Annotated in this window: 18 protein-coding genes and 2 pseudogenes; 11 read left to right on the top strand and 9 right to left on the bottom strand. The window is 57.2% G+C overall.

Features of this window, described 5'->3' with window-relative positions; all coding sequences use genetic code 11:
• Positions 1–53: 53 nt before the first annotated feature.
• From QZ326_RS03035 to QZ326_RS03025, 3 genes are read right to left on the bottom strand one after another with little or no spacing between them, the layout of a single operon-like run.
• Positions 54–1040, bottom strand: a complete 987-nt coding sequence (locus QZ326_RS03035; RefSeq protein ID WP_295741042.1) for an ABC transporter substrate-binding protein — start codon at positions 1038–1040, stop codon at positions 54–56.
• Positions 1037–2455 (bottom strand): sensor histidine kinase, encoded by a 1419-nt coding sequence (locus tag QZ326_RS03030; protein ID WP_295741040.1) that lies wholly within the window; start codon positions 2453–2455, stop codon positions 1037–1039. The genes QZ326_RS03035 and QZ326_RS03030 overlap by 4 nt, the downstream gene beginning before the upstream one ends.
• Positions 2452–4074: a response regulator gene (locus QZ326_RS03025; protein ID WP_295741038.1), complete on the bottom strand. Its 1623-nt coding sequence runs from the start codon at positions 4072–4074 to the stop codon at positions 2452–2454. The genes QZ326_RS03030 and QZ326_RS03025 overlap by 4 nt, the downstream gene beginning before the upstream one ends.
• A gap of 473 nt (positions 4075–4547) precedes the next feature.
• Here QZ326_RS03025 and QZ326_RS03020 point away from each other — a divergent pair.
• Together QZ326_RS03020 and QZ326_RS03015 are read left to right on the top strand one after the other, a co-directional pair.
• Positions 4548–4862 (top strand): annotated as a pseudogene (locus QZ326_RS03020) (CAP domain-containing protein); the annotation flags it as partial.
• Positions 4863–5017: 155 nt separating this feature from the next.
• Positions 5018–6085, top strand: a complete 1068-nt coding sequence (locus QZ326_RS03015; RefSeq protein ID WP_295741036.1) for a hypothetical protein — start codon at positions 5018–5020, stop codon at positions 6083–6085.
• A 158-nt stretch (positions 6086–6243) separates the two neighbouring features.
• Here the strand turns inward: QZ326_RS03015 and QZ326_RS03010 are convergent, their stop codons facing one another.
• A complete protein-coding gene (locus tag QZ326_RS03010) occupies positions 6244–8451 on the bottom strand; it encodes a M56 family metallopeptidase (RefSeq protein WP_295741035.1) in 2208 nt (735 codons plus the stop codon).
• Positions 8448–8825, bottom strand: a complete 378-nt coding sequence (locus QZ326_RS03005) for a BlaI/MecI/CopY family transcriptional regulator (RefSeq protein WP_295741033.1) — start codon at positions 8823–8825, stop codon at positions 8448–8450. The genes QZ326_RS03010 and QZ326_RS03005 overlap by 4 nt, the downstream gene beginning before the upstream one ends.
• Before the next feature lie 209 nt (positions 8826–9034).
• Here QZ326_RS03005 and recQ point away from each other — a divergent pair, with 209 nt between their 5' ends.
• A complete protein-coding gene (gene recQ / locus QZ326_RS03000; protein WP_295741031.1) occupies positions 9035–10885 on the top strand; it encodes a DNA helicase RecQ in 1851 nt (616 codons plus the stop codon).
• 247 nt (positions 10886–11132) lie between these two features.
• Here the strand turns inward: recQ and QZ326_RS02995 are convergent, their stop codons facing one another.
• On the bottom strand, positions 11133–11918 hold the full coding sequence (locus QZ326_RS02995; protein WP_295741029.1) for a hydroxypyruvate isomerase family protein: 786 nt from the start codon (positions 11916–11918) through the stop codon (positions 11133–11135).
• 266 nt (positions 11919–12184) lie between these two features.
• Here QZ326_RS02995 and QZ326_RS02990 point away from each other — a divergent pair, with 266 nt between their 5' ends.
• The 8 genes from QZ326_RS02990 to QZ326_RS02955 all read left to right on the top strand — a co-directional run bounded on the left by QZ326_RS02990 (position 12185) and on the right by QZ326_RS02955 (position 22335).
• Entirely contained in the window at positions 12185–12394 is a 210-nt protein-coding gene (locus QZ326_RS02990; RefSeq protein WP_295741027.1) for a helix-turn-helix domain-containing protein, read from the top strand.
• 96 nt (positions 12395–12490) lie between these two features.
• Positions 12491–13324, top strand: a complete 834-nt coding sequence (locus QZ326_RS02985; RefSeq protein WP_295741025.1) for a GIY-YIG nuclease family protein — start codon at positions 12491–12493, stop codon at positions 13322–13324.
• A 20-nt stretch (positions 13325–13344) separates the two neighbouring features.
• Positions 13345–16569: a type I restriction-modification system endonuclease gene (hsdR, locus tag QZ326_RS02980; RefSeq protein ID WP_295741023.1), complete on the top strand. Its 3225-nt coding sequence runs from the start codon at positions 13345–13347 to the stop codon at positions 16567–16569.
• Complete coding sequence (locus QZ326_RS02975) at positions 16569–18089, top strand: N-6 DNA methylase (protein ID WP_295741021.1); 1521 nt, start codon at positions 16569–16571, stop codon at positions 18087–18089. The genes hsdR and QZ326_RS02975 overlap by 1 nt, the downstream gene beginning before the upstream one ends.
• Positions 18089–19468 carry a restriction endonuclease subunit S gene (locus QZ326_RS02970; RefSeq protein ID WP_295741046.1) on the top strand — a complete coding sequence of 460 codons (1380 nt, stop codon included), beginning with the start codon at positions 18089–18091 and terminating at the stop codon, positions 19466–19468. The genes QZ326_RS02975 and QZ326_RS02970 overlap by 1 nt, the downstream gene beginning before the upstream one ends.
• Before the next feature lie 4 nt (positions 19469–19472).
• Positions 19473–20825, top strand: a complete 1353-nt coding sequence (locus QZ326_RS02965; protein WP_365328174.1) for an AAA family ATPase — start codon at positions 19473–19475, stop codon at positions 20823–20825.
• Positions 20826–20827: 2 nt separating this feature from the next.
• Positions 20828–21469, top strand: a complete 642-nt coding sequence (locus QZ326_RS02960; protein ID WP_295741019.1) for a retron system putative HNH endonuclease — start codon at positions 20828–20830, stop codon at positions 21467–21469.
• Between the two features lie 395 nt (positions 21470–21864).
• On the top strand, positions 21865–22335 hold the full coding sequence (locus QZ326_RS02955; RefSeq protein WP_365328171.1) for a LysR family transcriptional regulator: 471 nt from the start codon (positions 21865–21867) through the stop codon (positions 22333–22335).
• 420 nt (positions 22336–22755) lie between these two features.
• Here QZ326_RS02955 and QZ326_RS02950 read toward each other — a convergent pair whose 3' ends face one another.
• The 3 genes and pseudogenes from QZ326_RS02950 to QZ326_RS02940 all read right to left on the bottom strand — a co-directional run.
• On the bottom strand, positions 22756–23175 hold the full coding sequence (locus tag QZ326_RS02950) for an enolase C-terminal domain-like protein (protein ID WP_295741017.1): 420 nt from the start codon (positions 23173–23175) through the stop codon (positions 22756–22758).
• A 79-nt stretch (positions 23176–23254) separates the two neighbouring features.
• Complete coding sequence (gene istB, locus QZ326_RS02945) at positions 23255–23992, bottom strand: IS21-like element helper ATPase IstB (protein ID WP_295741015.1); 738 nt, start codon at positions 23990–23992, stop codon at positions 23255–23257.
• Positions 23986–24350 (bottom strand): annotated as a pseudogene (locus tag QZ326_RS02940) (IS21 family transposase); the annotation flags it as partial. The gene istB and the pseudogene QZ326_RS02940, both read right to left, overlap by 7 nt.

Here is a 24350-nt window from a genome sequence, read left to right as displayed (position 1 = left end):
ATCATGCCCTTCTAGGGCTTATTCAAGCCTCCGGCTTAGCCGGAGGTTTTGACTTAGTATACACGCTCTTCGATGAGGGCGGTTGTCAGCTGCGCGGCGGTGAAAACCCGTTCCTCTACATACTGCTGCTTCTCCGGCATACGGCCCATCTCCATGGCCTGAATGGTCTCCTCTACCAGCGGGCCCAGCAGGGGATTGCACTCCACCGCCAGGGAGATCCTTCCGTTCAGGCAGTCCAGAAGCGCGTTCCGGGTGGCATCGAACGTAACAACGTTCACGCCATCGCTGCCGCAGACATAGCCTCCCTCTTCCAAAGCCTGGAGCGCACCAAAGGCAATGTTGTCGTTTTCACAGTAGACCACATCCACATCCTCCCGGCCCGACAGGCGGGCCAGGTACTCCGTCATAACCTCGTAGGTCTTGGCCTGCGTAAAATCCCCGTCCAACCGGGCCAGCAGTTCCCAATTCTCATGGCAGGCCACAGCCTCCTCCAGCGCCGCCGTCCGGCCCAGCTGGGCAGTGGAGCCCAGAGTGCCATGGATATGAACGATCCGCACGGGCTCTCCGTCCGGATAAGCGCTCTCGATCCAATCTACAGCGGCGGTCCCTTCCCGCAGGAAGTCCGACCCGATGTGGGCAGAATAGAGGCTCTCATCCTCCACATCCACCATGCGGTCCACCAGAATCACCGGGATACCGGCCTCTCTGGCCTCCTGGAGCACGGAGTCCCAGCCGCTTTCACTGATGGGCATGAGAACGATATAATCCACCTGCTGCTGAATGAACTTGCGGATAGCGGTGATCTGATTTTCCTGTTTCTGCCGGGCGTCATCGAAAAGGAGGCGATAGCCGTTTTCCTCTGTAAACACCGCCTTCATGGATTCGGAGTTGGCGACCCGCCAGTCGGATTCCGCACCCACCTGGCTCATACCCACCACGATCAGGTCTTCTTCAGCCGAATCCCCTTGGGGATTCGGCTTTGCTCCGCAGGCGGAGCAAAGGCTCAGCGCCAGCAGCGCGGCCAGCAGGGCCCGTCTCATATTTCCACCTCCTTTTCCGCCGGACGGGGGATGCGGACTGTCACAGTGGTCCCCGCTCCCTGGCGGCTCTCCAGTGTCAGCCCGTAGGGCGCGCCGAACAGCAGCCGCAGCCGTTCATGGACCGTCACCAAACCGAAGCCCACCCGTTTCCCGGTTCCCATGGCCTGGTTCAGTTCCGACAAGCGATTCTCCGACATACCCGCACCATCGTCCGTAATCTGGATGAGGACATCCGTTCCCTCCACACGGCTGGCAATGGAAATGCAGCCCTTTCCCCGTTTGAGCTTGATTCCATGATACAGGGCGTTTTCCACCAGCGGCTGGAGCGTCAGCTTCGGAATCCGGATCTTTTGCAGGGCGGACTCAATGTTGATGGAATAATCCAAAATGTCCTGATAGCGGGCCTGCTGTATCTGGAGGTAACTGCGGACATGACGCTCCTCCTCCCCCAGCGTAATGACATCCTCCCCCTGGCTCAGAGAACGGCGAAAGAAGTTTGCCAAGTTGGAGACCATCTCCACTGCCGCCTGAGGCCGGTCCGCCTCGATGAGCCAAATGATGGTGTCCATGGTGTTATACAGAAAGTGGGGGTTGATTTGTGCCTGAAGCAAAGCCAGTTCTGTTTTGCGGAGGCTGGTCTGCTTTTGAGTAATCTCCTGAATCTGCGTGTTGATCCGGGCGATCATCTGCTCCATGCCCTTACTGAGCGTGCGAATCTCATAGGTCTCTGAGCGTACCGGCTCCCGCACGGTCAGATCACCGCCGATCACGTCCTCCGCACGGCGGCACAGGTCCACCACGGGCTGGGTGACAGAGCGGCTCAGCCGGACGCTGTAGCGTACCAGCAGCAGAATGGAAACGGCGGATAGGACCAAAACCAGCAGAATCTCTGCGGCGATCTGCCTGGCAATCTGCTGCTGGAGCAGGTTCAACTGGACGGATTCGCAGTAGAGATAGTTGTACATGTATTCTTGAATCAGGGAAGTGAGAACATAGATGTTGTTTTCCAGCTGCATCTGGCGGTCGTCATAATTCCGGGTGGCCTCAATTTGATAAATTTTTTCCTCCAAGTTCTCGCAAAGGTCCAGCACGCTGGTAACAGCCCGAAGGCTGTCCTTCTGGCTGGTAGTGCTCAGAAGATCCTTGGCCAATCTCTGCGCGGCCTCCACCTCTTCGATGGGCAGGCCTTCGGAATACTGGCTCTCGATAACATAGTAATACATCTTCAGATCAATGTTTTCTTTAAAATCCTGGTTGAACTCCGAGGCGGTAGTAACATTATAGAGCAGGCCAGTATACTGGCTGTTATAAGCCAGGGCTAGAGCCAGCATGACAATAAACAGTGCCGCCATGAAGGCACAGAAAATGACCACCAGCCGCCGCATCCGGCTCTGGATGGAATCCGGGCGGCTCATGTGCGTTTCCCTCCCCCGCGGTAGTCCCGGGGTGTGCAGCCCTGGGTTTTCTTAAAGAGGAAGCTGAAATAGTGAGGGTCCTTGTAACCCACAGCAGATGCTACCTCGCCGGAGCGTTTGTCCGTTGTGCGCAGCAGATCCTTGGCTCGCTCCATCCGCTTGCTGGTGACATATTCAGTGAAGGTAGCTCCGATTTCCTGACTGAACACCGCTGAAAGATAGTTGGCGGAGATATTTACCTCTCGGGCTACCTGGTTCAAGGAAAGGGATTCATCGGTAAAGTGATGGTCTATGTAGGTCACGGCCTGCTTGAGAAGACTCCGGCACTGGCTGTTGGAAGTCCGGTCCCGCAGCTCTACCACCCGCATCAAAATGTCTAAAAAATAGCCTTTCAGGTCCGATGCTGTTGCATTCTGTCCCACCAGGTTCAGACAGGATAGAGATTCAAACATCTCCTGCTTGGAAATTCCCAGGGACGCGGCAAACCGGGCGGCGGTAAACCGGAGATCGAGCATCAGGTATTGGCAAAAGGGTTTGGAGGATAACGCCTCTTCCACACTGTGGATATACTCGTCCACAAAATTGGAAATTTCTTGGGTGCTGGCGCTCCGCATAACGCCGGTCAGAATCGCCGGGTCTACTTTTCCTGCGTCCAGGTGATCCAGGCTGCTGTCATTTCCGGTCCCGGTGAGGAAACTGACAGTGTCCGCTGTCAGCACATGCTGTCGGGGCAGGATGTGCCGGTAAGCCCAGAGGCGGGAAACCTCCTCATAACAAGCAGGGAGCGTGCTAAGCCGCTGGGTGGAGCGGCCTACCGCCACATACCAGTCCTGCCCCGGAGCGTAAGCCTCATATTGATTCCGAACGGTATCAATACAGCGGCGGGTCAATTCCTCCATCCTTCCGCTGTCCCCTTTTAAAAGAACTGCGTAGGTGGTCAGGTTCCATCGGAGGAGCAAATACTCAGGATACTTCAAAAAGTGTTCCAGCAGCGCGTCCCGCAGGCGGGCGGCAGGTTCAGAATAGCCTTCCGCCGAACCGGGGCGCTCAGGGGGAACAGAAAAGAACGCGATGGTGTAGCACCGCGCCCGGAGATCGATATCCAGTTTCCCCGCCATTTCGTAAATTTGCTGTACGGTCAGCTGTCCGGCGACGATTCGCTCGAAGAACGCGCGGCGGGTATACTGCTCATACTCCTGCGCTTCCCGGTGGAATTGATCGAGATAGCCGCGGCTGGCCCGCTCACCTTCAATTTTTTCCTTAATCTCCACCAGCACATCCAGGAGGGCCTTTTTCGTGATGGGTTTCAGGAGGTAGCGCTCCACGCCGATATGGATCGCTTGCTGGGCGTATTCAAAATCGTCATGGCCGGAAATGATAATGATCTTCATGTCCGGAAATTCCTGGCTGACCAGTTTGCTTAAAGCAAGGCCGTCCATAAAGGGCATCCGGATATCTGTGATCAAAATATCGGGCTTGAGTTGCCGGATCAAGGGCAGCGCCATCTCTCCATCCCCAGCCTCCCCAGCGAGCACATAACCGTATTGCCCCCAGGGGACGGTGTCCCGCAGAGTTTCCCGGATAATGCTCTCGTCTTCCACCAGAAATGCGCGCAGCATGGCAATCCCCCCATAAACCGGCAGCCAAAATTTCATAAGATACAGCAATCTTTCAATTTTTATCAGGATATCATACTTTGCATCCGAATTCTACAAAATTTTTTACTTTCAGACAGCTTTTTAAGCTGATTGCCATTTAGTATAGTGTCTCCAATAAAGTCTGCAAAGATTTTTTAGACAAATTCTGATAGTTTATAGCCGTTTCTACTCCTTTTCATTTACTCTCCGGCACTCTTTGAAAATAGTATTTCCACATACTCCACGTCTGTCTGTGGCTGTTTATGTGGTCAGGAGGATCGACGCTCCGGAAGGGGCACCCTACAAACACAACGAAACGCTGTGTAATCCGCTCGATTTTCACCTCTGTATTTCTCCGTTTTAGATTGCAATTTTCTATCGACTTTCGCCTCCTATTTCGGTATTGTGTTGCTTGCAAAAGCCCCACAAAACACTGAAAATTAGGAGGAAAATGTATGACCAACATGAAAAAGCGCATTGCCGCCACACTGACAGTAGCCATCCTCACTACTGTCCTCACTGTCCCCGCCATGGCAACGGAAACGCCTGACAAATCCGTCCGGGTGAGCAGCTATAAGGGCAGTACCCTGGAAGTGGGAGAACGCAGCGGACTCATCATCGGCACCAGCGGTACGGACTATACCGTCACCTCCAGCGACTCGGACACGGTGGCAGTGGAACGGGTACTGACCTTCTGGGTTGCCGTTGCCAAGGCGGAGGGGACCGCGGAGGTCACCGCCTCCAACAGCGTCGGAGCGTTCGGAACCGTAATCCCTATTTTGTTGATTTAGCTCAATTTTCCCTGTTTTTCAAACAGGGCCTAAACCCCGCGCCTGCAAAGGCGCGGGGTTTTCCGTCTGTTTTGCTGTCAGGCCAAGGCCTTTCTGCATATCCTGAGAGTGAAATTCAAAAGGGAGGCATCCTTATGGCGCAGATCAAAGATTTTTTCGTGGGGGCGAACAGCGGCGAGGGGTTCCGCAATCTGTTCCCGGAGATGGTGGACATTGAGGATACATATGATCTCATGGTTTTGAAGGGAGGCCCCGGCGTGGGGAAGAACACCTTCATGCGGGAGGTGGCCCGGGCCATGGAGGCGGCGGGCACAGCGGTGGAGCGGCTGTGGTGCTCCGGAGACCCGGACTCTCTGGACGGCGTGGTACTGCCGGAGATCCGCTGCGCGGTAGTGGACGGTACGTCGCCCCACGTGATGGAGCCTCAATACCCGGCGGCGGTGGACCGGTATGTGGACCTGGGCCGCTTTTACGACCTCACCGCCGCCAAAGCGGACGCCGGGTCCGTCAAGTCCCATACCCACGCCTACAAGGCCGCCTATGTCCGGGCCTACCACAGCCTGAAGGCCGCGCGGCAGGTGGAGCTGGACGCAGTATCCTCTGTGCGGGCCGGGTTTGACCGGGAGCGGGCGGACCGGCGGGTTTCCGGCATCATTGCCCGGGAGCTGCGCCGCCGGGGCGGGGAGCGGGGAAAGACCACCCGCCGCTTCCTGGGCAGCATCACCCACAAGGGATACGTCTGGCGGTTTGACAGCGTGGACGCCCTGTGTCCCCGGGTCTACGAGTTTGCCGACGGATGGGAGCTGGCGGGCGAGGGTCTGGCCCGCATCCGCGCGGCAGCCGCGGCGGGCGGCTGGGACACCATCGTCTGCCCTTCGCCGGAGGACTTGGACCGGATCGAACACCTGCTGATTCCTGGGCTTGGGCTGGCGTTCATCACCTCCCGGCCGGGGATGGACTACGGGAAAAAGCCTTACCGGCGCATCCGGCTGGACGCCATGACGGAGATCGCGGGCAAGACGCGGCTGCGGTTCCAGGCCCGGATGGCGGCATTGCTGAGGGAGGAGGCCGTAACGGCGCTGAAGGAGGCCAAGGCAAGCCACGACAGACTGGAGGCGGTCTACAACCCGTATGTAGACTTTGACGGCGTGCGGGAGCTGGCGGCTATTGAGACAGGAAGATTGCTGAGCTACTTGGGCTAAAGTTTTCGTCCGCTTTTTCACTGGGGCCGCCGCCGGAACCCAGCGCCCGGCAGATCCGGCCAAGAGTAGCTGCCGATGGCCGCACAGCGTCCCGCCATGCAAAACAGAAACTGGGAAAGGCCCCAGCCGTCAAGCTGGGGCCTTCATACAGTATGGATTTATTCCGCATTTTGCGCGTCGAAAAGCGCCTCTGCCGCCGCTTTGGCCTCTTCAATGTCCATGCCGGAGAAATCCAGATCTGCACCTGCGCCATAGTCATAGCTCCCGATGATTTTTCCCTCAGAATCGTACAGCGGAATGGCAGTGGGACTGGGATTCGCTGCCCGCCACGTCTTGTAAGCGGCGCTGTCTGTCTGCGTTCTGGGCTTTTGCGCGGCGTCCGGGTCATTGTCCGGCAGGATGGTGCCGCCGTGGCGGAGGATCAGGTCCTTGTTGCCAAAGAGAATGGGGGTACGGTCGGTGATGTTGTCCTCGGGCCATATGGCCGCGAACTCCCTGCGGATCATGGCCAGGGTCTCCCCGCTGGGGGCATCGTAGGTGGTGACGGGCTTGTCCGGCTCCGCCGGCTCCTCTGGCGCCTCCGGTTCCACCGACTCCGCCGGTTCCGGCTCCGCCAGTTTTGCCGCGTCTTCACCGTAGTAGGAGAGAGTGCCGTAGTATTTGGAGACTGTGGAGGGGTCCTCCACGTATACCCCCATGTCCGTGGGGCCGTACCGGAGGAGGAAATAGTCTAGGTCATGGAGCTTTTTGTAGATGTTGTTGGCGTGTTCCATGGCATGAGTCTCCCTCGCCAGGGCGGTCTCGTCCATGAGGTACTGGAGGTCCGCCCTCAGGACCTCATTTTGTACGCCGCCGCGCAGTGTCTCCAGCAGGGAGATGAAGGCCTTGGCGTCATAGCGATTCGTTGTGACGACCTTGGTTCCGTATTTGGCGTAGAATTCGCTCTCCGTGAGGCCCTCCTGCTTGCGGGCGGACTCCATGTCCAGCTCCCCGTCATAGGCCCAGCTGATCTGGATCTCCCCTGTGCGGTCGAAGTAGTTCCAATATAGGCTCTCCGGGTCTTCCAGCTTCCCAAAGAAGTCGCCGTACAGATAAGAGTGCTCCAAGCACAAATTGGCGGCCTTGACTATTTCTGTGAGCTTTTGGACCTGCTGGGCGGACATCCCTGCAAGGGCCAGGCTCCTTGCCTCCAGTACCTGGGCCTCTGTGGGGGCGTCAGTGACGGCGGGCGCAGCTGCGTCAGTCCTTACGGCATCTCCGCCGGTCTTTGCGGTGTCCCCCGTCTGGACGGTGGGAACGGTCCGCGGGGTCTCCCCGGCCTCCTTGGATACCGTCAGAGGATTCCGGGCCGCCAGGGCGGCTCCGCCGCCGCAGGCCAGAATGGCAATTGCCAGGGTCAGGGCCAGCAGCCGTTTGCTCCCCTTCAATTTTTCAGTTTTCAACACGCGGGTCAGTCTCCTTTCAATGGACTCACGGGTGGACAGCGAGGCGGCCCAGTCGCCGCTCCCCGCCGCCGCATTGACAGCTAATTTCAAAATGACATTGCCGTAGACATACCGCTCCTCCGCCGGCAGGGGGCAGGCCACGCGCTCGTCGCAGCTCTGCTCGCTGACGGTCTGGATGCTCCGGCACAGCAGATACGCAAAGGGGTTGTACCAGTGAACCGCCTGGGCCAGCATGGCCAGAAAGCGCACCCACAGGTCGCCGCACTTGATATGGGTCAGCTCGTGGAGGAAGAGATACCGCATCTCCTCTTTCTCCAGGGGCACGGCGGGGATCACCACCATGGGCCTCAGCAGACCCGCGGCAAAAGGAGATGGGGCGGCGGGATTCTCCCGCAGGTCTACCAGTCCCCGGACGCCCAGCTGCCGTTTGCAGGACCAGAAGATCAGCTGCGCCTCATGGGAGGACACGGGCCGGTTCTGCCGGAACACCCGGCGGCGAAGCCGGAAATAGACATACGCTTTGTACGCCAGCATCCCAGCGGCGCCCACGGCCCAGATCACCGCCAGGGTACGCAGGGTTTCAGCGGTCACGGCGAAGGGTTCCGGCGCGGGAACCGGCGGCAGCGCAGGGGCGGCGGGGGCTGTCACAGGGAGTTGAGGCAGCACCGCCATGGGGATGTCGGGCACGGCCGGCGCCGGGGCGGGCGCGACAACCGCCGGAGCCGGTCTCAGGGCGGACAGGACCCGCCCCGCCAGAGGCAGAAGGCGCCCCACGGGGACCAGGAAGAAAAACAGGCTCGTTTTCAGGATGCGGTAGTGCCACCGGGCCGGCAGGCAGTTTTTCAAAACCCGGGAGGCCAGCAGCCACAGCGCCAGCACGGCACTGCCGGCCAGGCCCATACCGGCCAATGTGTTCATCATACGCCCGCCTCCCGGTCAAACCAGCGCTTTAACTCATCGGCCTCCCGGGCACTGATGCCCTTGCCGCCGTAAAACGCCGTCAGGAAGTCCAGCACGGACCCGTGGTACTTGGAATCCACCAGGTGCCGGGCCTCCAGCTCGTGGTACTCCGCCTCCGTCACGGCGGGAAAATAGACGTTGGCCTTGCCCCGCTTCTCCACCCGCAGCGCGCCCTTGTCCGCAAGGCGCGTCAAAAAAGTGGAGATGGTCTGGACCTTCCAGCCCTTGTGGGCGAACACTTCCAGCAGGATGGATGTGGTCACGGCCTCGCCGGAGTCCCACACATACCGCATGATCTCCATCTCGGAATCGGACAGGCTCTGAAAGAATTTCATATACAGTACCTCCCTGTTCGCCGGAGTGCGGACGGGGCCCCATCCGCAGTCCGGTGATAAACTACACCGGTGTAGTACAACGCCATATTACTACACGCTTGTAGTAATGTCAAGGGGAAATTTCAAAAATTTCCAGGAGGGCGGAAAATCCCCGTGCGGAATCTCCAAAAGCGTGGTACAATGGTCCCGAGAGAAAGAGAGGACGAGCCATGACCAAAGAGGAAGCCCTGAAAACCTATTTCGGCTACGGCGCCTTCCGGGGCGGGCAGGAGGCGGTGATCGACGCGCTTTTGAGCGGGCGGGACGCCCTGGCCGTCATGCCCACCGGGGCGGGAAAGTCGGCCTGCTACCAGATTCCGGCCCTGCTGCTGCCGGGGATTACACTGGTGATCTCCCCCCTGGTGTCCCTGATGCGGGACCAGGTGACGGCCCTGGTGCAGATGGGTATCCCGGCGGCGTTTCTGAACAGCAGCCTCACCTTCCGCCAGTATCTGCTGGCCCTGGACCGGGCGAAGGCGGGGCGGTACAAGATCATCTACGTGGCCCCGGAGCGGCTGGAGACCGAGGGTTTTCGGGCCTTTGCGGAGACGGCGGACATCTCCCTGGTGGCGGTGGACGAGGCCCACTGCATCTCCCAGTGGGGCCAGGACTTTCGGCCCTCCTACTTAAATATCCCCGCCTTCGCGGCCTCCCTGTCCCGGCGGCCTGTGGTGGGGGCCTTCACCGCCACCGCCACGCCGGAGGTGAAGGCGGACATTGAACATCTGCTGGCCCTGCGGGGCCCACTGCGGATCGCCACCGGGTTTGACCGGGAAAACCTGTACTTTGAGGTCCGCCAGCCCAGTGACAAAAAGGCCGCCCTGCTGGAGCTGGTGAGGGGCCGCCCCGGAAAGTGCGGCATTGTCTACTGCTCCACCCGAAAGGCCGTGGAGGAGGTCTGTCAATTCCTGCGGGACCAGGGGGTCCCAGCAGCCCGGTACCACGCGGGGCTGGAGGCGGAGGAGCGCCGCCAAAGCCAGGAGGACTTCCTCTATGACCGGGCGGCGGTGATGGTGGCCACCAACGCCTTCGGCATGGGCATCGATAAGTCCGACGTGCGGTATGTGGTCCACTACAACATGCCCAAGGATATGGAGAGCTACTATCAGGAGGCGGGCCGGGCGGGCCGGGACGGACTGCCCTCCACCTGTGTGCTGCTGTACAGCGGCCAGGATGTGCGGACGGGCGAGTATCTCATCACCCACGGAGAGGCCCGGGAGGGCATCGACGAGGCCGCGGCGGAGCGGCTGCGGGAGCGGGACCTCCAGCGGCTGCGGCAGATGGCCGGCTACTGCCGCACCCGCCGGTGCCTCCGCCAGTACATCCTGGAATATTTCGGCGAGAGCGCACCGGAATACTGCGGCACCTGCTATAACTGCCTGCACAATTTCCGGGAGGTAGAGGTGAGCCGGGAGGCCCAGGCCATCGTCCGGTGCATCGCCGAGACGGGGCAGCACTTCGGCGCGGGCGTCATCGCGGAGACCCTCTGCGGTGCGGACACCGACCGGGTGCGGAAATACCACATGGAGCGGGAGGCCAGCTACGGCGCGCTGCGGGAGCTCTCCCAAAAGGCGGTGCGGGAACGCATCCGCTTTTTGCTGGATGAGGGGATTCTGACCCTCTCACCGGGGCAGTACCCGGTGCTGCTGCTGGGGGAGCGGGCGGAGGACATCGCCCGGAACGCCCCGGCGCTGTATATGCGGACGGCGGAGGAGGAGCGGCCTGCAGCGGCCAGCCGCCGCCAGATCCCCGCGGAGCTGGAGGGCGGACAGGCGGAGCTCTTCGGCCGCCTCCGGGCCCTGCGGGCCCAGATCGCCCGGCGGCAGGGCGTCCCGGCCTACGTGGTGTTCTCCGACAAGACGCTGCGGGAGATGGCTGTGGTCCAGCCCCGGACCTCGGCGGAGCTGCGGGCGGTCAGCGGTGTGGGCGACGCCAAGGCCAGCCGCTACGGCGAGGCATTCCTCCGGGAAATCGGGAACTTTTCAGACCGGCAGCGTGGATTTTATAGTCAGCACATTTGAAAAGAATCATTCTGATTCTTTTCAACCTGGCGGCAGTAAAACTGCCGCCAGAGCCCGCATAAGCGGGCGTGTGTTTGACTTCATAGTTGAAGCACTTGAAAATCCGCAACTTGCGGATTTTCAAGTGCTTCGACTATAAAACAGCCGGAATCCGCAGTCAAACCAAAAACGCCATATAGAAACGGCGCTCCATCTGTCAGGCTGTTGTGACAGATGGGGCGCCGTTTACTGCCCGTTCCTCCGAAAGTCAAAGGCTCATAATCGCCTTTACCGCCTGGGCGGTGGTGGTTTTTGGTATCAGCTCAAAACCCACAAGGCCGGTGTAACCCGCCTCCTCCAGGCAGGCAAGCACATTGGGATAATTGATCTCACCGGTACCGGGCTCGTGGCGGCCAGGGACGTCGGCCACGTGGATGTGGCCGAACTGATCCCCGTAGGCGCGGATGTTATCGCAGAGACTGCCCTCGTTGAGCTGTATGTGGTACACGTCGTAGAGCACCCTGAGTTTCGGCGAGCCGATGAGCCGGGTCATCTCCGCCGCCATCTGTGTGCTCCGGAGGAAGTTTCCCGCATGGTCCGTGGTGGTGTTCAGCGGTTCCAGGTTCATGGCAATCCCGGAACGCTCGGCAATCTCCGCACACTCCCGCAGCGTGTCGAACATGGCGCAGAGCTTTACGGTGTGGCTGAGGCTGTTGTAATGGTCGATGACCGCGCCGCCCTCTCCCAGGCCGTTGGAGTGAATGGTGAGGGACCTTGCCCCCACCTTCTTCGCCGCCTCCACAGACTGGCGGAGAAAGTCCAGGTACGCCTCTTTCTGACTGGGATCGATGAGGGACAGCGCCGCGTCTCCGTTGAACCCGGCGATACCGATCCCGGCGGATTCCGCCGCCGCCTTCACGGCGTCCAGGTCCTTGTCCGTCCAGCTCCAAAACTCAACAAACTGAAAGCCATCGGCCTTTGCCGCCTGGAAACGCTCCAGAAAGGGAAGCTCACTGTACATCGGCTCAATACAGGCCGCCTTTTGCAAAATCATGTCCTCCGGTCCTCCTTCTGTTTTGTGACGCGCCTTTGCCAGCTCCATTTTAGGGCGCTTTTCCATAGTACCACATTCCAAATGATTGTCAACAAAGAGCAAAACGGACATCTTCCGCGGGACAGCCGGCCGGGGCCCGCATGGCCGCTCCCCATGTCAGCGGGACGGTACGGCAGCGGTTCTGAAAAATCTGTTGATTTTATTCGCGAAACCGACTATAATGTTTTCGTCAAACTGTCTATTCCCAAATGATCGGGAGGTTGCCTGTGAAATATCTTTCTATCAAACAGACCGCACAGCGCTGGGGTATTTCCGAGCGCCGCATTCAGGTTCTCTGTAAGGAAGGCCGTATTCCCGGGGTCATCACCATCGGCCGGACCTGGGGCATCCCGGGCGATGCGGTGAAGCCGGCTGACGCAAGGATCAAGAGCGGCCGCTACACGAAGAAACCATCCCCCGGAGAAAATTCCCCGTGACCGCGTCTTCCCAAAACAGGTGCCGGCGCGTATCTCATGCAGTCATGGGCATTTCCGGACCACTACAATAAAAGACAGCGTAGTAAGGAGCAGAATATGGGTAAGTCAACGCGGCTGGAAGTTATTTATCACAATGGGGAGGCAGACGGAGTCCGCACGATTATGCGCCACCTGTCACCGATCAAAGCATATGTGATCCCCCGCCAATATCTCACCGAGGCCAAGCTGCTGACAGGCGTGAACAATCCCGGCGTTTACTTTCTCGTCAACGACGAAACAGGCGCTCTGACGCAAATCTATATCGGACAGACCCGCAACGGGATCTCCAGGCTGGACAGCCACAACGCCAAAAAGGATTTCTGGAACAAAGCGATTTTGTTCCTGGCAGACAGTGAACATTTTACTCTCAATATCCTAAGCGGCCTTGAGGAATACGCCATTCAGAAGGCAATCGACGCCAATCGCTACAACGTGGACAACAAGACGGTCCCCCAGTATAAAATATCAGAATACGATTTGCCGATTGTGGAGGAGATATACGAGGAGATCGAATTTGTCATGGCGGCACTGGGCTACCGCATGAACGCCGCGCCCTCCTCCGGCGGCCAGAAGATCTTTTCCACGTCCCGCAGAGGCATCATCGCCCACGGAAGCTACGCCGGGGAGACATTCGATGTCTTTCCCGATTCCGAAATCGATCTCTCCACCCCGGTACATATCGCCAGCTACAACCTCAAAAGATCCGCCATGCTGGCGGACGGCACGATCATAAAGCGGGAGGACGGCAGGTACCGCTTGACGAAAGTCGTAAGTTTCAAAAGCCCCAGCGGCGCCTCGGATTTTGTTTTGGGCGGCAGCACAAACGGCTGGAGAGAGTGGAGGGACAGCGGCGGCAGAACCCTGAGCGACCTGTATCGGACCGGCCAATAAATTTGCAGGAGGAATTTCCGATGAAATCAAACTTTGATTTTCTCAATCCATACTGGCCGGCGCTGGCGCAGACCGGCGCCGACGCCGAAATCTATGCCGGAGCCCCCCGTGCCTGCATGGACAAACTGCGTCTCTTTGCAGAGCGCCTGGCCCAGGAGATCGCGCTGAGTGCACAAATCCCAGAGCCGGCCCGCACCCACGCCGGCCGCATCCGCGCCCTGAAGCGGGCCGGATTGCTCCCCCGCGAAATCGGGGATGCCCTCCACATATTGTACCAAACCAGAGATTCCGCAGCCTACCCCGGCGAAGATTCTGCGGCGGAGGCGGAAACGCGGCTCTCCATGGCCTATAACCTGGCCGTTTGGCTGATGAAGACCTATGGCGACTGGGAATTTACCGCTTCCCCATTTGTTATGCCATCCGGAGACGGAGGCGAAGACCCGGAAACAGCCGCGGCCAGTCAGGACCGCAAAACCGCGGAACTTGCCACACAGACGGCCGCGGCGGCTCCCGCCTCCGGCGCGGCGCAGAGAGAACACGCCAAACGCTCCGCGGCCATGGCCTCCATGATAACCTGGAGCGAAGCCCAGACCCGCCGCCTGATTGACGAGCAGCTTCGCCTTGCCGGGTGGGAGGCAGATACGCAGAACCTGCGCCACAGCAAGGGCGCCCGGCCGGTAAAGGGGCGAAATCTGGCAATCAGCGAATGGCCCACCAACTCCGCCTTCTATGAAAACGGCTATGCGGACTACGCCTTCTTTGCGGGCGAAAAGCTGGTGGCGCTGATGGACGCCAAGAAGGTGTCCGAGGACGTGGCGTCCACCATCGACGTACAGGTGAAGGACTATGCCTCCCATATCAAGGCGGAGGACCTGCACTACACCGTTGGCTCATGGAACGGATATCAGGTTCCCTTCCTCTTTGCCTCCAACGGACGGGCCTATCTGGAACAGCTGCGGACCAAATCGGGCATCTGGTTTTTGGATACAAGATCGGCGGAAAATCAGTCCTACCCCATCCGAAACTGGTTCAGCCCCGATGACCTGCTGGAAAAGCTACGGCAAGACATCACTCAGGCCAATCAGGCGCTTGCTGCCGCAGACGATTCCTTTATGACCGATCCCGGCGGCCTGAACCTGCGCGATTATCAGATCAAGGCCATCAACAAGGTGACGGAGGCCATTGTCGAGGGAAAAAAGACTGCGCTGCTGGCCATGGCGACCGGCACCGGCAAAACCCGCACGGTACTTGGCCTCATTTATAAGATGCTGGATTCCAAGCGATTCCGCAGAATTCTGTTTCTCGTGGACCGCGTGTCCCTGGGGGAGCAGGCCATGGACACCTTCCAGGATGTCAAGCTGAAAGATCTGCTGTCACTGGATGAGATCTATGAGATCAAGGCGATTGATGACAACCGCATCAACCTGGAGACCAAAGTCAGCATTTCCACCGTGCAGGGGCTCCTCAAGCGCACCGTCCTCTCCGAAGAGCCGGACCTGATGCCCGGCGCGTTTGATCTCATTATCGTGGACGAGGCCCACCGGGGGTACATTCTCGACCGCGAGATGACGGACGAGGAGATCCTCTACGACAATCAGGCAGACTATATGAGCAAATACAAGCAGGTCATCGAGTATTTTGACTCGGTGAAGGTCGCCCTGACTGCCACCCCGGCCCTCCATACCACTGAAATCTTCGGGGAACCGGTCTATACGTACAGCTACCGGGAAGCCGTCATCGACGGCTGGCTGGTAGACCACGATCCCCCCTATCTCATCAACACGGATTTCATCCAGAACGACGCCCGCTTCAAACGGGGGGAGACCCTTGCGCAGTATGATCCCAACACCAACGAGCTCCTGAACGGAACCGTACTGGAAGATGAGCTGGATTTTGATGTCTCCGAGTTCAACCGAAAAATCGTTCTGCCCGATCATACCCGCAAGGTGCTGGAAGAGATATCCGCCCATCTGAATCCGGAGGGCCGGGAAAAAACTCTGATCTTCGCGGTAAACGACGCACATGCCGACCAGATCGTGGACACTCTTCAGGAAATCTACAAACCCTACGGCATCTCCAACGACGCCATCATGAAAATCACCAGCAAGACGGCCAGCGGCAGCAAAAAGAAGATTCTGCAGGTGATCAAGCGATTCAAAAATAACCAGTACCCGAACATCGCCGTCACTGTGGACCTGCTGACGACCGGCATTGACGTGCGCCCCATCTGCAATCTGGTTTTCATGCGGAAGATCAACAGCCGCATCCTCTTTGAGCAGATGCTGGGACGGGCGACCCGCCCCTGCCCGGAGATCGGCAAGACGCACTTTAATATCTTTGACGCCGTCCGGGTTTACGAGGATTTGGACGACACCTCCAACATGAAATCGGTCTCCGTCCACAAATCCATGGCCGAACTGCTGGAGGACCTGTTCCGCCTGGACGGAGCCTGTAAACAGCCCATCAAAGACCGCATTTTGGCAAGACTGCAGCGCAGAAACAGCAGCCTGACCGAGGCGGAAAAGCGCGGCGTCTCTGACCGCCTGGACGGCCGTACCCTCAAGGCATATGCCAGAGAGCTGAAGAGCTGTACTGGGGAGGCGTTTATCCAGCGGTGCCGGCAGGACAGGGATTTTCTGATCTGGGCAGACGGGCTGAAGGGGGAAAAGCGCGGCTATTACTATTCCGAGAAAGAGGACACACTCTTTGAAACCACCCGCGGCTATGGCAATACGGAGAAACCGGAGGACTATCTGGAGGCCTTCAACGCCTATATCAACGAGAACAAGGACCACATTGAGGCCATCCGCATCGCCTGCACCCGCCCCGGCGATATGACCCGGGCTCAGCTGCGGGAGCTGAAACTGAAACTGGATCAGGAGGACTTTAATGAGAGCAGCCTCAACGAGGCGGCCAGTGCGGTGGCCAACGAGCGCATTGTGGCGGATATCATCGCCTATGTTCGCCGGGCCGTGCTGAAAACGCCCCTGATCGACCACGGTGAACGGGTGAAAGCGGCGTTTTCCAAGCTGACCGCCGCCCATCACTTCAATAAAATCCAGCTGGATCTGCTGGAGAAAATCCAGGCCTATATGCTGCATGAGAGCATCCTGAATGCCGAGACCTTTGAAGCTCCGGCATTCAAAATGGACGGCGGCTTCACCCGGTTCAACCGAAAATTCGGCGGCCAGCTGGCGGATATCATCCGGGAGATCAACACTTACATCTATGAAGGAGCGGCGTGATGAGCACTCAGGATATCGTACAAAAACTTTGGAGCCTCTGCAATATTCTCCGGGACGACGGCATTACCTATCACCAGTATGTCACGGAATTGACCTATATTCTGTTCCTCAAGATGATAAACGAAAACGGGACTGAGGAGCGGCTGATGGGCGCCGTACATGACGCATACCATAAGCGGCTGGAAGATGCTGCGCGCAGACACAAGAAAACGGTTGAGGAACTCTCCGATAAAGAGAAGAACGATCTGAAAGACGCTCTCTACGCTTACTCCTGGAGATATCTCACAGGCCTCGAGGGAATCGCGCTGAAAAAATACTACAACAAGCTTCTGTCCGAACTGGGAAACGCCCCCCTGAGTGAAATACGGCAGATCTACGTAAGAGCCGTTTCAAACATTGACGAGCCCAAAAATCTGCAAAAAATCATCTCCGAGATCAACAAACTGGACTGGTATGACGCCAAAAAAGAGGGCCTGGGCGATCTCTACGAGGGTTTGCTGCAAAAAAATGCGGATGAGAAGAAATCCGGCGCCGGACAGTACTTTACCCCCCGCGTGCTGATCGATGTGATGACAGAACTGGTAGCCCCCCGGTTTGGTGAAAGGTGCTTTGACCCGGCCTGCGGAACCTTCGGCTTTATGATTGCGGCCTATCGAGAGGCTGTCAAGGGCAAAAATCTCTACGATTTGACAGACTACGAAGTGAATCGGATGGAGGAATCCTATACCGGTGTGGAGCTGGTTCCCGACGCCCACCGCCTCGCCCTGATGAATGCCTACCTCCACAATGTTCCGGCCAATATCGTCTGCACGGATTCCCTGTCCCAAAATGCGAAAGCATACAGGGATTTTGATGTGATCCTGACCAACCCGCCCTTCGGCACCAAAAAAGGCGGCGAGCGCGCTACCCGGGACGATATTTCCTTCCGGACCTCCAACAAGCAGCTGAACTTTCTGCAGATGATCTACCGCAGCCTGAAAGCGGACGGCAAAGCCCGCTGCGCCGTAGTGCTGCCGGATAATGTGCTCTTTGCCGCCGGCGACGGCTCCAGCGTCCGCCGGGAGCTGATGAACTTCTGTAATCTGCACACCATTCTGCGTCTGCCCACCGGTATTTTTTACGCGCAGGGCGTGAAGACCAACGTACTGTTCTTCACCCGGGGAACCGCCGAGCAGGGCAGCACCAAAAGCGTCGCGTTTTACGATATGCGCACCAACATGCCGGGTTTCGGCAAGACCCGCCAGCTGAAAAAAAGCGATTTCAGCGAGTTCATGGAGGGGTATCTGCATCCGGAGAGGCGCACCGGAGAGCGATGGAGCAGCTTTACCCGGGAGGAGATTGCAAAAAATCCCGACGACATCCTGGACCTGGGGCTGATTCAGGATGAATCAGCGCTGGGTTATCATGACCTGCCTGACCCGGCAGACAGCGCCGAGGAGGCCGCCGCCCAGCTGGAGGAAGCTGTGAAGCTGCTGCGAAGCGTTGTGAAAGAACTGCGAGCCCTGGAGGTGCGGGATTGATGGCGCGGGGACGGAAAGAGGGCGCTGCCCTCATTTTGGAAGAGCGCCTGCACGCGGCGTTGGTGCCAGGCCCGGAACAGCCATATAGGGTGCCGGAGAATTGGTGCTGGACACGAGTTGGAGAGATTTCTCGGGTTGTAACAGGAAATACGCCCAGCAGAAAAAAACCCAAATATTACGGAGGGGATTTCCCCTTCTTTAAGCCGGGCGATCTGGACGCAGGCCGCCATGTTTATGATGCCGCCGAGTATTTAACCGAGGAGGGCAAAGCTATATCTCGAACCATACCCGCCCAAGCCACTATGGTCTGCTGTATTGGAAGCATCGGGAAATGCGGCTTTTCGGAAGTGGCGGGCGCAACAAATCAACAGATCAATTCTATCGTACCGCAAATCGACCCGCTCTATTTTTATTACTATTGCAACACAGAAGAATTTGTTGATCAACTCCGCACAAAGGCATCCGCCACAACAATTTCCATTGTAAACAAAAGCAAAATAGAGCGTTGCTATACACCAATTCCGCCGCTGTCAGAGCAATTTCGTATTGCCGATCGCATTGAAAACCTGTTTGGCAAGCTGGAAGCTGTCAGGAAAACGCTGCAGGCCGTGTTAGATGGCTGCGAAAGCCGCAGGGCCGCAATCCTTCACAAAGCTTTTACCGGCAAACTTACAGCCCCGTGGAGAAACAGCCGCAACATGGGAATGGAGCGGTGGCAGATTGTTTATCTGGCAGAGGTCTGTACCGTGAACCCTCAAAGAGCCGATGTCAAAAATCTTTCAGACACCTTGGAGGTATCCTTCATCCCCATGTCGGCTTTGTCGGAGACCCGTGGAGAAATTACTGCGCCGCAAACCAGATTGCTTAAAGAAGTACGAACAGGATTCACTAATTTTTCAGAGGGTGATATCTTGTTTGCCAAAATCACACCCTGTATGGAAAACGGAAAATCCGCAATCGTCGGAGAATTAACAAATCATATCGGATATGGCTCAACTGAATTTTTTGTACTCCGGTGTGGCGCACAATTGTATAACCGATATCTATATCACATCGTGCGAAACCGCAACTTCCGGGATGAAGCGCAGACCGTTATGAACGGCGCAGTCGGACAACTGCGTGTACCCAAAAAATTTCTGGAGCAATATCAGTTGCATCTTCCGCCGATTGAGGAGCAGCAAAAAATTGTCCAAATTCTTGATCGCCTGATGGAAGAGGAACTGCAGGTGGAAGCCAATGCCAAATTGGTTTTGGCCCAAATTGATCTTGTCAAAAAATCCATCCTCTCCCGGGCCTTCCGGGGTGAGCTGGGGACAAATGATCCCGCAGAGGCGTCTTCCGTGGAGCTTTTGAAGCAGATCCTATCAAAAACCAAATGAGGTGATGCGCATGCGATTACAGCGGATATCCATTGGGCGATACAAAAATTTGAGGAACTTTGACTGCGTCCTCTCTGATTCAAACACCTCCGCGTTTATTGGGAATAGCGGCTCCGGCAAGTCAAATCTGCTGGAGGCCATCGCGGCCGTATTCAGCTTTGCCAAAAACTCCACAACAGAGAAAAATTCAAATCTGATCGTCACTCCCGATATTGAGGATTGTTCCATTGAGTATGTGAGCGGGGATCACCGCTTTGTTTTGCGGTGCACAAAGTCCGACGTTTCCATTTTTGATGGTGAAACAAAACTGAGCAGACGAGAGATACCGGATGCGCTGCCCTCCGCAATCCTCCTGTATTATGCCGGTGAAACAACGCGGCAGGCCCGCACAGCCGATACTACGTTTGATGAAAAGTACAACAACAGACTGAAAAAAGCTGCCGGCGGCGACCTGCCGGGCTATAAGTTTTTGGACTACTACTCCACGAAAGACTTGGGCCTCCTGCTGCTCACAGCCGCGGTTTACCGGGGACCGTATTATGAAAGGCTCCTGGAGCTCCTCGGCTGCGCGGAGCTCCTTCCGCAGTTTCATATCCTGCTGAAAAATCCCAAGGGCAGAGCCGGCAGCGCCGACACATACTGGAATGCACAGGGCTTTGTAAAAAACTTTTTGAACCAACTCCGGAGGTATGTAGCGGGAACGCGGGACTTGTCCGCCAAATATATTATGTTCTTTCGGGGATTTGATGATTTTACCAGCCTTGCAGAACATGAAAGCGAGCTGTTTGCAAAGCTGAAAGCTCTGCAGAACGCCGGGTATCTCGACCGCATGTTTCTGTCCTTAAAGAGGACGGACGGAACCGAATTTCCTTTTGATACGCTCAGTGAGGGTGAAAAGCAGCTCTCCTTGCTGTTTCTGCTGCTCTCCTTCACCGCTCACGACGATTGCCTGTACCTCTTTGACGAGTTCGACGCGTATCTGCACTTAAATTGGCAGAAGGCGTTCGCGAAAACCATTCACAGCGTCGATATCAATGGGCACATGATATTTACCACCCATTCGCCGGCGACCGTCTCCGGCATGCACAAAAAGGATGTGTACATCATGTCCAACGGACAGGCAGGCCCCGCCCCAAGTGAAACCTACAACCGCTCTCTGGACGAGATCATGGAAGAGCATATGCTGGTTTCCATGCGGCCCGCCGAGTACAACGAATCGGTTCAGGCTTTCCGCGGCGCGGTAATGCGGGGAAACCGTGCGGAGGCAGAGGCGGTACTGGCGCGGATCAGAGAGATCGTGGGGGAAAGCGATCCCTTCTTTATAACGGCAAGAATCGCGCTGAACAGGATGGAGTGAACATGAAATATATAGAGAAACAGGCTCCGCCCGCGGGATTGACGGCTTATTGCAGAACTCCAGGTGCCACCTATCAGGGGCTGAAAAAGAAAAAGGCCCTCTATAAGGTTGTGAAAGAGGCTCTGGCGAATGAGCAGGGATATATCTGCTGCTACTGCGGCAGAAGAATTTCAGGAAAAGGCGACACGCAGATTGAACACATTTTCGCAAAGGGAACCCCCGTATATGAAGAGATGCAGCTCGATTACGAGACAAATCTGCTGGCCTGCTGCGACGGCGGAAAAGGGCAGCGAAGCCAGGGGACAATCAGAAAGGAAGATCTGTTCTGCGAGTCCGTGAAAGGCAGCGACATACTGCCGGTCATTCCTCTGTATAGAGAGTGCGAAAGTAAATTTCTCTTTTCGGAGGATGGAGAGATCGTGGGGGTCAGCAAAGACGCGGAAGTGACGGTCAAACTATTGAATCTAAACTCTCCCGTGCTCAAAAACATGCGAAAATACGCAATTGACAATTACTCTCTATGTCCCCCTGCCGACTGGGGCGCGGAACTTCTCAGGCTGCGGAAAAGAGATCAGGCCGGAGCGTATGAAGAATTCTGTTTTGTCCTTGAAAGCTACATAACTACCTACATACATGCAGTATGATCCGCCTGGACAATCAACCGCAGGTCAAACCGTTACCGGCACGGCGAAGTGCGGCGTATAAGCCCTGGGACCAGTATCTCTCTCTGCCAGCGGATATCTGGCGGGGTGCTCCGGCAAAACCTTCCAACTGGCGGCAGCCCTGTCCGGTTTGCGGTTTGCTCCAGACAGCGTCCGCCGGTATCGCAAAAAGCGTATCATCTCCCCCTGTTCAGCATTCTGGAGCAAAATGCGGCGGTATTTCACGATTATATTCAGAGCGGCAGCTTCTGAGGTATTACTCGAATCTGATACGGACAGAAGAAGACGCGGATGGCTTTGTTTACAGCCTGAGACAGCCGTAAATGCGGCTATCTGTTATATTTTTTCATGCAGGTGCTGCACAAAGGAGGAGCCCTATGGAACTTCGCGTTTTGCGCTATTTTCTGTTAGCGGCCAGAGAGGAAAATATTACGAAAGCCGCAGAGCTGCTCCATATTACACAGCCGGCTCTTTCCAGGCAGCTCATGCAGTTAGAGCAGGAGCTGAACACAAAGCTCTTTCATCGCGGCCAGCACAGCATTACGCTGACGGATGACGGTATGCCGCTGAAACGGCGGGTACAGGAGCTGGTAGACCTGGCCGATAAGGCGGAGCGGGAATTTGTCCGGATGCCGATCCAGAAGCGATGGGGTGTTCTGACGCAGGCGGATTCGGCCTTGGCCCAGCAGGAATACACCGTCCCGGAGGATCTGGTAGATACGCCGCTGCTGATTGCAGAACGGATCCAGGTTCAGGACACGCTGCGTAGTTGGTTCGGGCCGCAGTTTGAGTCCCTGAAAATCACCGGCACATATAATTTGATCTATAATGCCGCTGCGATGGTGTAAAAAGGGGTAGCGTCTGCCTTGACCACCAAGCATGACCGCGTGTATGAAGGGCTTCGTTTTGTGCGGCTGCGGCCCACATTGGAAAGGGGCGCGGTGCTGGTTTGAAAAAAACACAGCGCGTGTTCCCAGGCGGCGGCTCGGTTCTTTACCCATGTTCAGAAATGCGCCGGGCGTATGACCGGCGATAAAATCGAAGTATTAGACGTTCTGTGGTTTTCGAGTTAAAACGCAGGTATCCAAAAGAAGGATACCTGCGTTTTTTCTTGTGAAAAAGAAAACCACATACTAAGTGGGGCCGCTTGTAAGAATATGCGGTTGGCAGACCGTTTCGCCGCGCCTTGAGGCGCGTCCAATATCACGCCCTTATAGGGCGAGTCAGGCCACCCGTTATACGGGTGGTCCTGACTTGCGGCTGTTTTATTACTTTCGAAGGACTGTATACCTGTCCAGCAGCTCGTGATTCAGTTCCACGCCCAAGCCGGGCTTGTCCGGGACATTGATGTAGCCGTCCTGTTCCACTTTCAGGGGCTCTGTCAGCATCAGGTCCCGCACGGTGTAATTCCAGTGGGGCGGATCATAGCAGTATTCGATAAACGGGCAGTTTGAGACGGCGCCGGCCATGTGCAGCGCCGCGGCCAGTCCCATGCCGTGGGTCCAGGTATGGGGGGTGTAGATCTTGTTCTCCGCCTCTACCATGGCGGCTACCTTCCGGTTCTGGACGAACCAGCCGGAGAGCACCACGTCCATCTGATAGATATCGAAGCAGCCGTGCTTCAGCAGTTCTCTGTACTCGTGGACCTGGGCGTTGAGCTCGCCGCCGGCGATGTTGTAAGCAGTCAAGTAAAAAGGGCCAAATTTCGCCAGAAAGTATACCAGTTTTGGGGAGGATTTTCGCCACAAAGTATACCAGCGGAAAAAGTTAGTTTGTAATGGACTGGTGGTGTTCCAGCCTGTAGCTGGAGCCGGACATGTTAATAATTTCGCAGCGGTGGATCAGGCGGTCAAGGATAGCGGTGGTAATAGTAGCGTCGCCAAGGAAATCGGCCCACTCATCAAAACCCTTGTTGGAGGTAATGATGAGGGAGGTTCTCTCGCTCATGGCGGAGATGAAGCCAAAGAAGAGATTGGCCTCGGCGGGTGAGAGGGGCATAAAGCCCACCTCGTCCACTACTACGAGGGCGGCTTTGTGGAGGTATTTGAGGCGGCGCTTGCTGGCGCTGGAGATCTCGGCGGTTTTGAGGATGGTCATGAGGGCGTCCAGAGTCTCAAATGCCACGGTATAGCCCAGGTCGAGGCCCTGGACAGCCAGGGAGAGCGCGAGATGGGTCTTGCCCACGCCTGGGAGCCCGAGGAAACAGATGTTAAAAGCCTGCTCCAACCAGGTCATATCGGACAGGCGGAGCATCTGCTCCCTGGAAACGCTGCGCTGGAAACCGAAGTCAAAGGAATCCAGCGTTTTCTCGGCGGGGAGGTTAGCCCGTTTTCTGCGCGGAAGATTCTGCTTGAGGATGCGCAGGCGCTGCTGTTCGGCGAGGAACAACTCCACGGATTCCAGCGGGGTAAGGCTGTTTCTGCCGGAAAACAGGGCGTCAAAATCCACCTGGGCATAGCGCAGGTCGGCCAGCAGGTTGTTCACCCGTTCCAAAGGTGTCAACATCTGGAGTCACCTACCTTCGCGTAGGCCGCAAGGGGCCGCTTCTGGGTAGTTACATGGTACTTGGGGTCATCCACCGGGATAGCGGAGACAGGCAGGACAGGCTGTGTGCCGCCGGATAGAGCGGCCTGGTGCTCCAGATAGTCCCGCATGGTGTTGGCGCTGTAGAGCCTGCTGCGCTGGCAGAAACCAATGGCCTGGAGCGCCGCCTCTATGCCGTACTGGTCCAGCAGAGCGTGGATCAGGCGGAACTGGTCCCTGGCATAGCGGGATTTGTCCACGCGGATGGCTGTCAAAAAGTCCGTAGCCCTGCCGTCCAGCTCAGCGTCCAGCTCCTCCAGCAGCTTGTCCAGCTTTGAGG

This window comes from uncultured Oscillibacter sp., assembly GCF_910587525.1.
In the GTDB taxonomy this organism is placed as follows: Bacteria; Bacillota; Clostridia; order Oscillospirales; family Oscillospiraceae; genus Oscillibacter.
Note: the sequence above shows the minus strand (reverse complement) of the source record. Positions and strands in the feature narration are given on the sequence as shown.

What these genes read in the sequence shown, in the direction of transcription:
- QZ326_RS03015 (WP_295741036.1), top strand. Translation starts at nt 5,018, where the DNA reads ATGGCGCAGATCAAAGATTTTTTCGTGGGGGCGAACAGCGGCGAGGGG.
- QZ326_RS03035 (WP_295741042.1), bottom strand. Translation starts at nt 1,040, where the DNA reads ATGAGACGGGCCCTGCTGGCCGCGCTGCTGGCGCTGAGCCTTTGCTCC.
- QZ326_RS03010 (WP_295741035.1), bottom strand. Translation starts at nt 8,451, where the DNA reads ATGATGAACACATTGGCCGGTATGGGCCTGGCCGGCAGTGCCGTGCTG.
- QZ326_RS02975 (WP_295741021.1), top strand. Translation starts at nt 16,569, where the DNA reads ATGAGCACTCAGGATATCGTACAAAAACTTTGGAGCCTCTGCAATATT.
- QZ326_RS02995 (WP_295741029.1), bottom strand. Translation starts at nt 11,918, where the DNA reads ATGATTTTGCAAAAGGCGGCCTGTATTGAGCCGATGTACAGTGAGCTT.
- QZ326_RS03030 (WP_295741040.1), bottom strand. Translation starts at nt 2,455, where the DNA reads ATGAGCCGCCCGGATTCCATCCAGAGCCGGATGCGGCGGCTGGTGGTC.
- hsdR (WP_295741023.1), top strand. Translation starts at nt 13,345, where the DNA reads ATGAAATCAAACTTTGATTTTCTCAATCCATACTGGCCGGCGCTGGCG.
- QZ326_RS03025 (WP_295741038.1), bottom strand. Translation starts at nt 4,074, where the DNA reads ATGCTGCGCGCATTTCTGGTGGAAGACGAGAGCATTATCCGGGAAACT.
- istB (WP_295741015.1), bottom strand. Translation starts at nt 23,992, where the DNA reads ATGTTGACACCTTTGGAACGGGTGAACAACCTGCTGGCCGACCTGCGC.
- QZ326_RS02970 (WP_295741046.1), top strand. Translation starts at nt 18,089, where the DNA reads ATGGCGCGGGGACGGAAAGAGGGCGCTGCCCTCATTTTGGAAGAGCGC.
- QZ326_RS02965 (WP_365328174.1), top strand. Translation starts at nt 19,473, where the DNA reads ATGCGCATGCGATTACAGCGGATATCCATTGGGCGATACAAAAATTTG.
- recQ (WP_295741031.1), top strand. Translation starts at nt 9,035, where the DNA reads ATGACCAAAGAGGAAGCCCTGAAAACCTATTTCGGCTACGGCGCCTTC.
- QZ326_RS02955 (WP_365328171.1), top strand. Translation starts at nt 21,865, where the DNA reads ATGGAACTTCGCGTTTTGCGCTATTTTCTGTTAGCGGCCAGAGAGGAA.
- QZ326_RS03005 (WP_295741033.1), bottom strand. Translation starts at nt 8,825, where the DNA reads ATGAAATTCTTTCAGAGCCTGTCCGATTCCGAGATGGAGATCATGCGG.
- QZ326_RS02985 (WP_295741025.1), top strand. Translation starts at nt 12,491, where the DNA reads ATGGGTAAGTCAACGCGGCTGGAAGTTATTTATCACAATGGGGAGGCA.
- QZ326_RS02960 (WP_295741019.1), top strand. Translation starts at nt 20,828, where the DNA reads ATGAAATATATAGAGAAACAGGCTCCGCCCGCGGGATTGACGGCTTAT.